The following is a 14136-nucleotide window of genomic DNA, read 5'->3' on the forward strand; positions in this document are numbered from 1 at the left end:
CCCTCTGAGGTCACGCCTGCGCCGCGGAATGTCAAGAGCAGGGGCGATCTGCCGCGCCCTGCCCCCAAGCGCCTTGTCCTACATCAAAGCTGCCTCCCCGGGCATGTGAGAGAGGCAAAAACCGGTTTCCTCCGGGGCGCAAACTGATTTAAGGCTTCTTCTTATGACACTGACCCTGCCCACCCCCGCTTCGCCCCTGAAAATCGGCACCCGCGGATCGCCGCTGGCGCTGGCCCAGGCCCATGAGACCCGCAGCCGCCTGGCCGCCGCTTTCGGCCTGCCGCAGGAGGCGTTCGAGATCGTGGTGATCAAGACCACCGGCGACAATCAGGCACTGATCGCAGCGGACAAGCCGCTGAAGGAGCTGGGCGGCAAAGGGCTGTTCACCAAGGAGATCGAAGAGGATCTTCTGTCCGGTGCCATCGACATCGCGGTGCATTCGATGAAGGACATGCCGGTGCTGCAGCCGGAGGGGCTGGCGCTGGACACCTATCTGCCGCGCGAGGACGTGCGCGATGCGTTCATTTCCCCGTCTCTCAAATCGCTTCATGACCTGGCCGAGGGCGCGGTGGTCGGCACGTCATCCTTGCGCCGCCGCGCGCAGCTCTTGAACCGCCGTCCCGATCTGAACGTGGTAGAGTTCCGCGGCAACGTGCAGACCCGGCTGCGCAAACTGTCCGAGGGTGCCGCGGAATGCACCTTCCTGGCAATGGCCGGCCTTAACCGGCTGGAGATGGCGGATGTGCCTGCCACAGCGATCGAAACAAACGACATGCTGCCCGCAGTGGCACAAGGCGCCATCGGCATTGAACGGCGCGCGGATGACAGCTGCGCCGCCGAGATGCTCTCAGCAATTCATGACGGCGAAACCGGCCAGCGCCTGGCAGCCGAACGCGCCTTTCTGGCGGCGCTTGACGGCTCCTGCGAGACTCCGATTGCGGGCCTTGCCGAACTCGACGGCCCCACCCTGCGCCTGCGCGGCGAAGTGCTGCGCCCGGATGGTTCCAAAGCGATCAACGATGATCAGACCTGCACGGTGGAAGACGGTGCGGAATTGGGTCGGGAAATGGCGGCAAAGCTACTGGAGAAAGCCGGCAAGGGGTTCTTTGACTGGAAGGCCTGAAGCGAGGCTCTGCCTCGCGCTCCGGGATATTTGAGGCCAGAAGAATACAGGATCCTCTCTTCATCTGGCTGAATATATCTACCGTGTTGCTTCGGTCACCATCTGGCCGCAACGATAGCATGGGCAGTGAGCGTTCCGATATTTGAGGTCTGCACGCTCTTGGTCCATGTGATTTCAACAGAGCGGCCGTCCGTCGCTTGCGCGGCGAATTCGGTCAGAGAGCCCATTGCGGACGTTCTGAATTCTCGCTGCGCGCGCTCGCAGCGTGCCTACCCGCCGCACTGCCGAAAATCACCCGCTGCATAGCAAGAGGAAATGCAGTCATTCAGGCAAGGTGCAGCAATTCCGAAGCGCTGAATTTACCCAACCCGGTACAATCCTGACGTTCTCTGTACATGCAGACAGGCAACCCGCCCAAGTCTGCTTTAGGCACCGGGCACTAAATCGCTCCGCGATATGGGCGCCTGTGGCTGGCGTTGCGGGAAACCGGGATTTGCTTCGCGGATTTCGATGACGGGTGGGTGCTGTTGGCCGAGGTGACTTTGCCTCGGTTGACAGAGGGTTTTGCCATGACCGTTCAGCAGTCCTCACCGACGGCACCCCTTCGGGCCCGGATGATTGCCGGTATGCCGGCGCGCAATCTGGGACCAGCGTCTCAAACCAGCCACTTGCGGGGCTTCCAGCGGCATCTGATGGAAAGCGGCACCAGCATCTGCACCCGCAACCTGACCATGACCGGGGTGAAGTTTCTGTTCCGGGTGACGCTGTGGCGGCATGACCTGGCCGCGGAGGTTTTCAGCCTCAAGGAGCCGGTGAAGGTGCCGCTGGTGCTGAGCGGCAACGAGGTCAAGCGCATCCTGGTCATGGCACCAAGCTTGAAGGCGCGGGTGATGCTAAAGCTGGCCTATGGCTGCGGCCTGCGTGCGGGCGAGGTCGTCCGGCTGAAGGTTGGCGATATCGTGCCGAAGGCGCGTCTTCGACACGACGGCGCCGAAAACAAAATCCACATCGTGCAATCCAAAGGCCGCAAGGATCGCAACGTGATGCTGCCCGCCGGCATTCTGGGATTACTGCGGGACTGGTGGAAAGAACGTCCCACCGGTCAGGGCACAGGAGTGCCTTGGCCTGATCAGGTCATGTTCCCCGGCTATGGCGGCAAGCACCTGCCTGCCCGTCAGATCTCGCGTTTGTTCAAGCAGGCGGCGCGGGCCGCGGGGATTACCAAGCCGGTGACGCTGCGCACGTCGTGCCGAAGACGCGCCTCTGGCACGCTGCGCCATTCTTTCGCAACACATCTGCTGGAGCGCGGCGTGGACATCCGGGTCATCTACTGCCCGGCAGACGATTGCCCAGCAATCGATGAGAGGGCGCAGATCTCGGAGGTTGAGAGCCCGCTCGATGATTCGGCACAGGCTAAGCGCAAGAAAGGCGCATCATCGACCGCGTTGCCTCTGCCAAAGCTGGAGGTCGCGGATATCTTCCGCGCCAGTGGTGCTGCGTACCGGGCAGCAAACAGGGGTGGCATCAGCCTCGGCCAGTTGAAAGTGATGGGCGCCATCGAGCGCTGCCGCACGGCGGCGCTCAGTGGCCATGCCGCGCGATGTGATGACTGCGGGCATGACCACATTGCCTGCAACTCTCGCCGGAACAGGCACTGTCCCAACTGGACGGGCTGGCCCGGCCGCTCGTCGCCGGGAAGCTGCACGTCTTCGGCGGTCATGCCGGGCTTGCGGATCGCGCGGCCTTCGACGCGTTTCTGCAACCGCTGCGCCGGATCGACTGGGTCGTGTATGCCGAGGACCCCTTCATCGGACCCAGGGCCGTGCTGGCATAGCGTCCGAGGAACCTGCACATATCACCCTTTGCGAACATCAAGCAGCCTCCCCTAGGCCGACGTTTGGCTGCCGCCAGTTTCTTTCTACCAAGCCAAATGTTCAGGCTGTTCGCTTAAAATTTCGGCGTAAGCACGTTATCTGAAAATCGCTTCGCATCAGTGACCTTTACAGACATCTTCCGCCCTTTTCATGCTCTGCCGCATGCCCGATGCCCTGTCCATTGTTGTTGTAGAAACAGACCGCGAACGCGCCTTCATGATTGTGGGCGGGCTGCGGGAAGCCGGGGATTTCGACATTCAGGTCATCTCGGAACCTTCAGGCCTGGCACGCCGGATACAGGTGCGTGACCCGGATGTTGTCCTTATTGATATTGCAAATCCCACACGCGGCATGCTGGAGGAACTGACGCTTGCATCCGGCCCCAAGGAACGTCCGGTGGCCATGTTTGTCGATCGCAGCGAGGACGGGCTGTCTGCTGCCGCGGTGGAGGCCGGTGTTTCGGCTTATGTAGTCGACGGGCTGCAGCCCGCCCGGCTGAAGCCGGTTCTGGACGCCGCGATCGCCCGGTTCCGGCTGTTTCAGCGGATGCGCACCGAGCTTGCCGAAGCCCAGCGCGCCCTGGAAGAGCGCAAGGTCATCGACCGCGCCAAAGGCATCGTTATGAAGGCCCGCGGCATCAGCGAAGATGAAGCCTATGCGCTGCTGCGCAAGGCCGCGATGGACCAGAACAAGCGCGTCGCAGACGTGGCGCAAGCGCTGGTCACCGCAGCAGGGCTGCTGGCATGAGCACGACACGGGGATCCCTGCCGGCTATGTCCCGCTGACCGATGCGGCGCCGCTGATTGCCGCGCAGGAATTGGGCGTTGCCGCCGAACAACGGCTGACGCTGGAGCTGTACCGCGCGCCTTCCTGGCCGTCGCTGCGGGATATGCTGGCCTTTGGCAAGGTAGACACCGCCAAGATTCTCGCCCCGGTGCCGATAGCTGCGGCGCTTGGCCTTGGTAGCGTCAGCGCGCCCTTGTCCGCGCTGTCGGTGCTGCCCGTCAATGGCACCGTCATTGGTGTCAGCAGCAGTCTGGGCCGCAAGACGGAACTTGCAAAGGCCATGCAGGTACTTCGCAGCGATCTGTACCGCAACGCCCTGCTCGGGACCGGCGCCGGCTTGCCCGGCGCCCCTTTGACACTGGAAGGCGCAATCAACGCCCTGCTGCTGGCAGCGGGAGAATCGGAAGCGGTCAGCCTGTTGCAGAACCGGTTCTTCGATGGCCGCGTTTTTGACCCCCAGGCCGCGGACTGATGAAAAAGCAGGCAGCTTTCCGGATCATCATGCTGCAACGCAGAATTTCTTGCTGCATGAGCAAAGAAATCTTTGCCGCCTTGCTCCTCCTCCGGCAGCCTGAGGTCAGACAGGCAACGGTGCCTGACTGAGAATTTTCCCGAAGACCGGGTTTCACTGAGCAAAGCCGCTCGACCCACCGCCACTCCTCCCGGCGGTGCGTGTCAGCGGCTTTTTTTATTCGGCCTTCGGGCCGGACACAGCAAACAAAGGAAACCGACCCGATGAAGAAACTGATCCTCGCCTTGACGGCCACAACCACGCTGACCGGGCCGGCTCTGGCTGACATGCCCGACCTAGAAAAAGACGTTCTGACCTTCGGTTTCATCAAGCTCACCGACATGGCGCCGCTGGCGGTAGCCTATGAGCAGGGGTTCTTCGATGATGAGGGGCTGTTTGTGACCCTCGAAGCGCAGGCGAACTGGAAGGTGCTGCTGGACGGGGTGATAGATGGAACCCTGGACGGCGCCCATATGCTGGCAGGCCAGCCGCTGGCCGCGACCATCGGTTATGGCACCAAAGCCCGCATCGTGGCCCCGTTCTCGATGGATCTGAACGGCAACGGCATCACCCTGTCCAACGAGGTCTGGGAGATGATGAAGCCGAACCTCCCGGCAGACGCCGGCGGCCGGATCGCGCATCCGATTTCCGCCGCCTATCTGAAGCCGGTGATCGAGGATTTCAACGCCAAGGGCAAGCCGTTCAACATGGGCATGGTGTTCCCGGTCTCCACCCATAACTATGAACTGCGCTACTGGCTGGCGGCTGGCGGTATAAACCCCGGCTACTACTCGCCCGAAAACGTGACCGGCCAGATCGGCGCCGAGGCGTTCCTGTCGGTGACACCGCCGCCGCAGATGCCTGCGACATTGGAGGCGGGCACCATCTCCGGCTACTGCGTGGGGGAGCCGTGGAACCAGCAGGCCGTGTTCAAGGGCATCGGCGTACCGGTCATCACCGATTACGAGATCTGGAAAAACAACCCGGAAAAGGTGTTCGGGATCACCGCAGAGTTTGCCGAGGAAAACCCCAACACCACCCGCGCGGTGGTCAAGGCGCTGATCCGCGCGGCCCAGTGGCTGGATGAAAACGATAACGCCAACCGTGCGGAAGCGGTCGAGATCCTGTCCCGCCCGGATTACGTCGGTGCCGACCCGGAGGTGATCGCCAATTCGATGACCGGCACCTTTGAATACGAACCGGGTGACACGCGCGCGGTGCCCGATTTCAACGTGTTTTTCCGCTACAACGCCACCTATCCGTTCTATTCGGACGCGGTCTGGTACCTGACCCAGATGCGCCGCTGGGGCCAGATCGCCGAGCCCAAACCCGACAGCTGGTATGATGAAGTCGCGCGCTCGGTCTACAAACCCGGGATCTACCTGGAAGCGGCAAAAATGCTGGTGGATGACGGGCTTGCCGATGCTGCGGACTTCCCCTGGGACAGTGACGGATACAAGGCCCCGACCCCGGCAGAGGACATCATCGACGGCATCCCCTTTGATGGCAAAACCCCCAACGCCTACATCGACAGCCTGCCGATCGGCCTGAAGGCCGGCCAGACCGTCGCCGGCGGCGCCGTTCAGGGCTGACCCCGGACGGGTGCGCGGCGCGGCAAGCCAAGGCCGCCGCCACCCTGCCGCAGTATTCCTCGAAAAGGATCCCACCATGACCACCATCGACCCCGACACACTCAGCTCCGAGGCCCGCCGCGCGCGGCTGTTCACCCGGATCAACAAGCTGGACGCCTGGTTTCAGGTTTTTGGCCTGGCCTGGATCACCCCGGTTCTGAAAGCCGCTGCAGGAGACAACCCCAAGGCGCAGATGAAGGAAATCTGGCGCCTGCTGGCGGTTCCCGTCATCGCGATTGCGGCCTTTCTCCTGCTCTGGGCCGCGATGGCCCCCAAAGTACAAACTTCGCTGGGGGCGGTCCCCGGCCCTGCCGCTGTCTGGACTGAAGCCGTGAACCTGCACAGGGATGCGCAGGCCAAAGCCGCCAAGAAACTGGCCCACTACAAGAAGGTGGAGGCCCGCAATCAACGCTTTACCGACCGCGGCCAGCCGGAACGGGTCAAGGATATCCCCTATACCGGCGCGCCGTCCTACTATCAGCAGATCTGGACCTCGATCCAGACCGTGTTCTTCGGCTTCCTGATCGCCTCTGCGGTGGCGATCCCGCTGGGTATCCTAGCCGGCCTGTCGCCGGTGGCCAATTCTGCCATCAACCCCTTGGTGCAGATCTTCAAACCGGTATCGCCACTGGCCTGGCTGCCGATCGTGACGATGATCGTTTCCGCACTGTACGCCACCAACGACGGGCTGTTTGCCAAGTCGTTCCTGGTCTCCGCCATCACCGTGACGCTGTGTTCGCTGTGGCCAACGCTGATCAATACCGCGCTGGGAGTGGCCTCCATCGACAAGGACTTGGTGAATGTCTCCAAGGTTCTGAAAATGAACACCTGGACCAAGATCACCAAGCTGGTGCTGCCCTCGGCCCTGCCGCTGATCTTCACCGGCCTGCGGCTGTCGCTGGGGGTCGGCTGGATGGTGCTGATCGCGGCCGAAATGCTGGCGCAGAACCCGGGCCTCGGCAAATTCGTCTGGGACGAATTCCAGAACGGCTCCTCGCAATCGCTGGCCAAGATCATCGTCGCGGTGCTGACCATCGGCATCATCGGCTTCCTGCTGGACCGGGTGATGTACGCGCTGCAGTCGCTCTTTACCTTTTCGAACAACAGGTGATCCGCCATGAGCGTTCTTGAGTTCAAAAATGTCTCCAAAAGCTTTGGTGAAGGCACCGCCCGCACCGATGTCCTGAACAATATCGGCTTGGAGGTTGAGGAGGGCGAGTTTCTTGTCCTGCTGGGCTTCTCCGGTACTGGCAAGACCACGCTGATCAACCTGATGGCGGGGCTGGAAACGCCGTCGCAGGGCACTGTCACCTTCAGGGGCAAGTGCATCTCCGGACCCGGACCCGAACGCGGCGTGATCTTCCAGAACTATTCGCTGATGCCCTGGCTGACTGTGACCGGCAATGTCGCGCTTGCGGTCGACACGGTCTTTCCCGGTATGGCAAGGGCGGAAAAACAGGCCAAGGTGGACCACTACGTGAAAATGGTCGGCCTGGGCCACGCTGCAAACCGCCGCCCGGCGGAGCTGTCGGGGGGGATGCGCCAGCGGGTGAACGTGGCGCGGGCGCTGGCAATGGACCCTGAGGTGCTGCTGCTGGATGAGCCGCTGTCAGCCCTGGATGCGCTGACCCGCGCAAACCTGGCGGATGAGATCGAGATGATCTGGCAGGCGGACAAAAAAACCTGCGTGCTGATCACCAATGACGTGGACGAAGCCATCCTGCTGGCCGACCGCATCATCGCGCTGAACCCCGACGGCACGCTGGGGGCAGCGTTCAAGGTTTCCATTCCGCGCCCGCGCGAGCGGTCCGCCATGAACAGCGACGAGACCTTCAAGCGCCTGCGGAGGGAAGTGACCTCCTGCCTGATGGATGCAGGGATCGAGGCCAAAATCAAAAGCACCAGAACCCTGCCGGATGTCACTCCGGTCCACGGGCTGCCTGCGGCAGTAGCCGAGGCCTCTAAGTCGCTGACCAAAGAACGCTTTCTGGAATTCTCGCAGCTGCACAAGATCTACCCCACGCCAAAGGGGCCGCTGACCGTGGTCGAGGATTTCAACATCAAGATCAACAAGGGCGAATTCATCTCGCTGATCGGCCATTCGGGCTGCGGCAAGTCCACGGTTCTGACCATGGCGGCGGGACTCAATCCGATTTCCAAGGGCGCGATCAAGCTCGACCGCAAACACGTCGAAGGGACCAACCCGGAGCGCGCCGTGGTGTTCCAGTCGCCAAACCTGTTCCCCTGGCTGACCGCGCGGGAGAACTGCGCCATCGGGGTCGACAAGGTCTATCCCAAGGCCAGCCAGGCCGAGCGGCAGGACGTGGTGGAATACTATCTGGAGCGCGTCGGCCTGGGTGATGCGATGGACAAGCCCGCAAACGCCATGTCGAACGGCATGCAGCAGCGGGTCGGCATCGCCCGCGCCTTTGCGCTCTCGCCCAAGCTGCTGTTGCTCGATGAACCCTTCGGTATGCTCGACAGCCTGACCCGCTGGGAGCTGCAAGAGGTGCTGATGGAGGTGTGGTCCCGCACCAAGGTCACCGCGATCTGCGTCACCCACGACGTGGACGAGGCGATCCTGCTCGCCGACCGGGTGGTGATGATGACCAACGGACCCCAGGCCACCATCGGCAAGATCGCGCAAGTGAACCTGCCGCGCCCGCGCACCCGCAAGGCGCTGCTGGAGCACCCGGATTATTACACCTACCGGCAAGAGGTGCTCGATTTCCTGGAAGACTACGAGCACGGGGCGAAACCCAAGCCCAAGGCAGCCGCAAACCAGATTGCAGCGGAGTAAGGACATGACCCAGAAACTCGTCATCATCGGGGCCGGCATGGCCTCGGGCCGGGTGATCGAACAATTGCTCGATGCGGACCCCAGCGCCTTCGACATCACCCTTTTCAACGCCGAGCCGCGCGGCAATTACAACCGCATCATGCTCAGCCCGGTGCTGTCGGGCGACAAGACCTATGAGGACATCGTCACCCACTCGGATGACTGGTATGCGCAGAACGGCGTGACCTGCCGGTTTGGCGAGCATGTGGTGAATATCGACCGCGAGTTGAAAGTGGTCGAGGGCGAGAACGGGCATGTTCCGTACGACAAGCTGATTATTGCTACCGGCTCTGCCCCCTTCATCATTCCGGTGCCGGGTCATGACCTGCCAGGGGTGATCACCTACCGCGATCTGGACGACACCAACGCGATGATCGGCGCGGCAGAGAAAGGCGGCAAGGCGGTGGTGATCGGCGGCGGCCTGCTGGGGCTTGAAGCGGCTGCGGGGCTCAGCGAACGCGGCATGGATGTGACCGTGCTGCACCTGATGGGCCACCTGATGGAGCGCCAGCTGGATGAGGCCGCGGGCTACCTGCTGCGCAAGGATCTGGAGGCCCGCGGCATCACCGTGAAAACCCAGGCTTCGACCAAGGCGATCCTGGGCGGGGACCGCGCCGAGGCGGTGCTTTTGGAAAGCGGCGAGACGCTGGGCGCCGACCTAGTGGTGATGGCGGTCGGCATCCGCCCGGAAACCCGGCTGGCCAATGACGCGCATCTGGATGTGACGCGCGGCATCGAGGTGAACGCGCAGATGCAGACCTCCGACCCGGATGTCTATGCGGTGGGGGAATGCGTGGAGTTCGGCGGCCATCTGTTCGGCCTTGTGGCACCGCTTTACGATCAGGCCAAAGTGCTGGCGGACAGCCTGCTGGACCAGCCCAATGCCTTTGCGGTCAAGGAACTGGCGACCAAGCTCAAGGTCACTGGCTGCGACCTGTTCAGCGCCGGGGATTTCGCCGAGGGCGATGGGCGCGAGGATATCGTCTTCCGCGACCCCGCCCGCGGCATCTACAAACGCCTGGTAATTGAGGGCGACCGGCTGGTTGGTGCCGTGATGTACGGCGACACTGCCGACGGCAGCTGGTTCTTCGGCCTGATCAAGGATGGCACCGGTATCGAAGAGATGCGCGAGACGCTGATCTTCGGACCGGCTTTTCAGGGGGGCGCCTCCGCGGACCCTTTGTCAGCCGTTGCAGCATTGCCGCCTGAGGCGGAGATTTGCGGCTGCAACGGCGTATGCAAGGGGCAGATCACCAGCGCAATCGAAGGTGGCGCCACCGATCTGGGCGCAATCCGCGCACAGACTAAGGCCAGCGCTTCCTGCGGCACCTGCACCGGGCTGGTGGAACAGCTCTTGTCGGTGACGCTGGGCGATGACTACGCGGTTCCCCAGGCCCAGCCCGTTTGCGGCTGCACCAGCCACACCCACGAGGACGTGCGCCGGTTGATCAAATCACAGGAGCTGAAAAGCCAGGCCGCGGTCTGGCAGGAACTGGGCTGGACCACCCCGAACGGCTGCCATGTCTGCCGCCCGGCGGTGAACTACTACCTGCTGGCCGATTGGCCGCTGGAATACCGCGACGACCCGCAGAGCCGCTTTGTCAACGAGCGCAAGCACGCCAACATCCAGAAGGACGGCACCTTCTCCGTGGTGCCGCGAATGTGGGGCGGCATCACCACCCCGGAGGAGCTGCGCGCCATTGCCGATGCTGCCGACAAATACGCAGTGCCGACGGTCAAGGTGACCGGCGGCCAGCGCATCGACCTGCTAGGCGTGAAGGGCGAGGATCTGCCCGGCATCTGGTCTGATCTGAACCGTGCCGGGCTGGTTTCCGGCCATGCCTATTCCAAGGGGCTGCGCACGGTGAAGACCTGCGTCGGCACCGACCATTGCCGGTTCGGCACCCAAGACAGTACCGGGCTGGGCATCAAGCTGGAACAGCACCTCTGGGGGTCCTGGACGCCGCACAAGTTGAAACTCGCGGTCTCCGGCTGTCCGCGCAATTGCGCCGAGGCGACCTGCAAGGACATCGGCGTGGTCTGTGTCGACAGCGGCTATGAGATCCACGTCGGCGGTGCTGCGGGCATGGAGATCAAGGGCACCGAACTGCTGTGCAAGGTGAAGAGCGAGGACGAGGCGATGGAAGTGATCTCGGCGATGACCCAGATCTACCGCGAGAATGCCAAATACCTGGACCGGATCTACAAATGGCTCGCCAAGGTGGGGCTTGACTGGATCAGGGAGCAGATCGTGGAGGATGTGGCGAACCGCAAGGCGCTCGCCGCCCGGTTCGAGCTGTCGCAATCCGTCTACCGCAAGGACCCCTGGGCCGAACACGCGCAGGACAGCACCACGCGGGTACAATACGCGCCGCTTGCCAATCTCACACTGGAGGCTGCGGAATGAACTGGATCGACATCGGCCATATCGAAGACATCCCGCTGCATGGCGCGCGGGTGGTGAAAACCCCCATCGGCTGCGTTGCGCTGTTCCGCACCGGGGAGGCGGAGGTGTTTGCCGCAGACGACCGCTGCCCGCACAAGGGCGGCCCGCTCTCCGAAGGCATCGTGCACGGCCAAAGCGTGACCTGCCCGCTGCACAACTGGGTGTTCGATCTGAACACCGGGGCGGCGCAGGGGGCGGATGAGGGCCGGATCGGCACCTACCCGCTGCGCGTCGAGGCCGGCCGCCTGCTGATCGACGGCGCTGCCGTCGGTAAGCGGAGCGCGGCGTGATGGCGGGCGGCGGCTGCGAGGAAACCCGCTCCACCTGCCCCTACTGCGGCACTGGATGCGGCGTGCTGCTGCGCCCGGACGGCAAGGGCGGGCTGACGGTGCGCGGCGACCCGGAGCATCCGGCCAACCGCGGGCGGCTTTGCTCCAAAGGGCTGGCACTGGGGGAGACCGTGGTGCCGGAAGGCCGCCTGCTGGCGCCGCGGGTGAACGGACAGGACACCGATTGGGACAGCGCGCTTGATCTGGTTGCCGCCAAGTTCCGGCAGGCCGTGGAAAAGCACGGCCCGGACAGCGTCGGCTTCTACCTTTCGGGCCAGATGCTGACCGAGGACTACTATGTCGCCAACAAACTGATGAAGGGCTTTCTTGGTTCCGCCAATATCGACACCAACTCGCGGCTCTGCATGGCCTCCACCGTGGCCGGTCACAAACGCGCCTTCGGCACCGACACCGTGCCAGGCACCTATGAGGATCTGGAACAGGCCGATCTGATCGTGCTGGTCGGCTCCAACCTCGCCTGGTGCCACCCGGTGCTGCACCAGCGCATCCTTGCCGCGCGCGCGGCACGCGGTACCAAGCTGGTGGTGATCGACCCGCGCCGCACTGCCAGCTGCGACCAGGCCGACATGCATCTGAAACTACGGGCCGGCAGCGATGTGGCGCTGTTCAACCGCCTGCTGGCTGCCCTCTGCGAAGGCGGCGCGCTGGACGCGGGCTATCTAAGGAATGTGAATGGGCTGGACAAGGCACTGGACGCGGCCATTGCGGATGATGCTTCTGTCACCGGGCTGTCGGAGGCTGAAATCGCCGGGTTCTGCAACCTTTGGATGCGCACGGAAAAGGTGGTGACCATCTTCAGCCAGGGGGTGAACCAGTCCACGTCCGGGACAGACAAGGTGAATGCGATCCTGAACTGCCATCTGGCCGCCGGCCGGATCGGCAAGCCCGGCAGCGGGCCGTTTTCGGTGACTGGCCAGCCCAACGCCATGGGCGGGCGCGAAGTGGGCGGGCTGACCAATATGCTGGCCTGCCACATGGATCTGGAAAATGAAAGCCACCGCGCGGCGGTGCAGGAGTTCTGGGGCGCTCCCGCGATGCCGGACCGGGCGGGCCTGAAGGCTGTCGACCTGTTCCGCGCCGCGGGTGACGGGCGGCTCAAGGCGCTTTGGATCATCCACACCAACCCCGCAGTCACCATGCCGGAGGCCGATGCCGTCTCCGCCGCCATCAAAGCCTGCGATTTCACCGTGGTCAGCGATATAACTGCCGCAACCGACACCGCCCGGCTGGCGGATGTGCTGCTGCCCGCCGCCGCCTGGGCGGAAAAGGACGGCACGGTCACCAATTCGGACCGCACAATCAGCCGCCAGCGTGCCGTTCTGCCGCCGCCCGGCCAAGCCCGCGCCGACTGGGACATTCTGGCAGACGCAGGCAGGCGCATGGGCTGGGGCGCGGCGTTCGGCTATCAGACACCAGCAGAGATCTTCCGCGAGCACGCAGCGCTGTCCGGCCTGGCCGGCAGCTTCGGGCTGGACTTCGACATCTCCGGCCTCGCCGCGATCTCCGGCCAGGACTACGACGATCTGCACCCGCAGCGCTGGCCGGTCAGCCGCAACCGCCAGGGCGGCCGTTTCTTTGCAGACGGGCAGTTCTTTCACCCGGACGGCAAGGCCCGCATGCTGCCGGTCCGCTGCTGCCCTCCGGCGGCCGCACAGAGCCGCCGCTACCCGTTCCGCCTGAACAGCGGCCGCATCCGGGACCAGTGGCACACGATGACCCGCACCGCGCTGGCCCCGCGCCTGTCGGGCCACCTGGCAGAGCCCTTTGCCGACATCCATCCGCAGGACGCCCGGGCGCTTGGGGTGAAACCTGCAGATCTGCTGCGCCTCAGCAGCCCGCATGGGCAGGCCATCCTGCGCGCCCGGATCACGGCAGATGTGCAGCCCGGCGATCTGTTCGTGCCGATCCACTGGACCGGCGAAACCGCCCCCGCTGCGCGTATTGACAGACTTGTCGCCGCCGCCGTCGATCCGGTTTCGGGACAGCCCGAAAGCAAGGCCACGGTTGTTGCGGCGGAACGCTGGCAGCCAGCTTGGTACGGGTTTGCAGTCTCGCGCCTGCCGATGACGCCGGTGGCGGACTACTGGGCCATGGCACGCACCAAAGCCGGATACCGTGCAGAACTCGCCGGGCTGGCCTCCCTTGCGGAACCGGAGGCCGCCGCGCGGGAGCTGTTCGCCCTTCCGGAGGCCGAAGTGCAAATGATGACAGACAGGTGCAAGGGCATTGCCCGGCTGGCCCTGATTCAAGATGGCAAGGTCATGGCCGCATTGTTCACCGCGCCGGAACCGGTGGCGGTCAGCCGGGATTACCTGGCCGGCCTGCCGGGAACCGGCGCGGCAGGCGTGCTGACCGGCCGTCCCGCAGCGGACCAGCCCGACCCCGGCCCGGTGGTTTGCGCCTGCTTCAGTGTCGGGGCCAACACCATTCTGCACGCCATTGAATACGGCGGGCTGATGAGCGTTGCAGACATCGGCGCCGCCTTGCAGGCGGGCACAAACTGCGGCTCCTGCCGCCCTGACATTGCTGACTTGCTGGCACGGCGCCCGGTCCGGCAAGCCGCAGAATAGGACGGT

9 protein-coding genes and 2 pseudogenes are annotated in these 14136 nt (G+C 63.9%); all 11 read left to right on the forward strand.

Features of this window, described 5'->3' with window-relative positions:
- Positions 1 to 163 precede the first annotated feature (163 nt).
- The 11 genes and pseudogenes from hemC to K3557_RS14955 all read left to right on the forward strand — a co-directional run bounded on the left by hemC (position 164) and on the right by K3557_RS14955 (position 14130).
- The gene (hemC, locus tag K3557_RS14905) at positions 164 to 1123 is read left to right on the forward strand and encodes a hydroxymethylbilane synthase (protein WP_259994748.1); all 960 of its coding nucleotides are present in this window, start codon (positions 164 to 166) and stop codon (positions 1121 to 1123) included.
- Positions 1124 to 2013: 890 nt separating this feature from the next.
- Positions 2014 to 2391 (forward strand): annotated as a pseudogene (locus K3557_RS14910) (tyrosine-type recombinase/integrase); the annotation flags it as partial.
- Between the two features lie 177 nt (positions 2392 to 2568).
- Positions 2569 to 2784: pseudogene (locus K3557_RS14915) on the forward strand (transposase zinc-binding domain-containing protein); the annotation flags it as partial.
- A 375-nt stretch (positions 2785 to 3159) separates the two neighbouring features.
- Positions 3160 to 3744 (forward strand): ANTAR domain-containing response regulator, encoded by a 585-nt coding sequence (locus K3557_RS14920; protein WP_259994750.1) that lies wholly within the window; start codon positions 3160 to 3162, stop codon positions 3742 to 3744.
- A gap of 70 nt (positions 3745 to 3814) precedes the next feature.
- Positions 3815 to 4255, forward strand: a complete 441-nt coding sequence (locus K3557_RS20495) for an ABC transporter substrate-binding protein (RefSeq protein ID WP_311198473.1) — start codon at positions 3815 to 3817, stop codon at positions 4253 to 4255.
- Positions 4256 to 4518: 263 nt separating this feature from the next.
- Complete coding sequence (locus tag K3557_RS14930) at positions 4519 to 5886, forward strand: CmpA/NrtA family ABC transporter substrate-binding protein (RefSeq protein WP_259994751.1); 1368 nt, start codon at positions 4519 to 4521, stop codon at positions 5884 to 5886.
- 76 nt (positions 5887 to 5962) lie between these two features.
- Positions 5963 to 7036, forward strand: coding sequence for an ABC transporter permease (locus K3557_RS14935; protein ID WP_259994752.1), 1074 nt, complete (start codon positions 5963 to 5965; stop codon positions 7034 to 7036).
- A 6-nt stretch (positions 7037 to 7042) separates the two neighbouring features.
- Complete coding sequence (locus tag K3557_RS14940) at positions 7043 to 8725, forward strand: ABC transporter ATP-binding protein (RefSeq protein WP_259994753.1); 1683 nt, start codon at positions 7043 to 7045, stop codon at positions 8723 to 8725.
- Positions 8726 to 8729: 4 nt separating this feature from the next.
- Positions 8730 to 11171 carry a nitrite reductase large subunit NirB gene (gene nirB, locus K3557_RS14945; protein WP_259994754.1) on the forward strand — a complete coding sequence of 814 codons (2442 nt, stop codon included), beginning with the start codon at positions 8730 to 8732 and terminating at the stop codon, positions 11169 to 11171.
- Entirely contained in the window at positions 11168 to 11500 is a 333-nt protein-coding gene (nirD, locus tag K3557_RS14950) for a nitrite reductase small subunit NirD (protein ID WP_259994755.1), read from the forward strand. Before nirB ends, nirD begins: the two co-directional genes overlap by 4 nt.
- A complete protein-coding gene (locus K3557_RS14955; RefSeq protein ID WP_259994756.1) occupies positions 11500 to 14130 on the forward strand; it encodes a nitrate reductase in 2631 nt (876 codons plus the stop codon). Before nirD ends, K3557_RS14955 begins: the two co-directional genes overlap by 1 nt.
- Positions 14131 to 14136: the final 6 nt, after the last annotated feature.

Origin of the sequence: Leisingera sp. M523, from assembly GCF_025141335.1 — a bacterium.
Lineage (GTDB): Bacteria > Pseudomonadota > Alphaproteobacteria > Rhodobacterales > Rhodobacteraceae > Leisingera.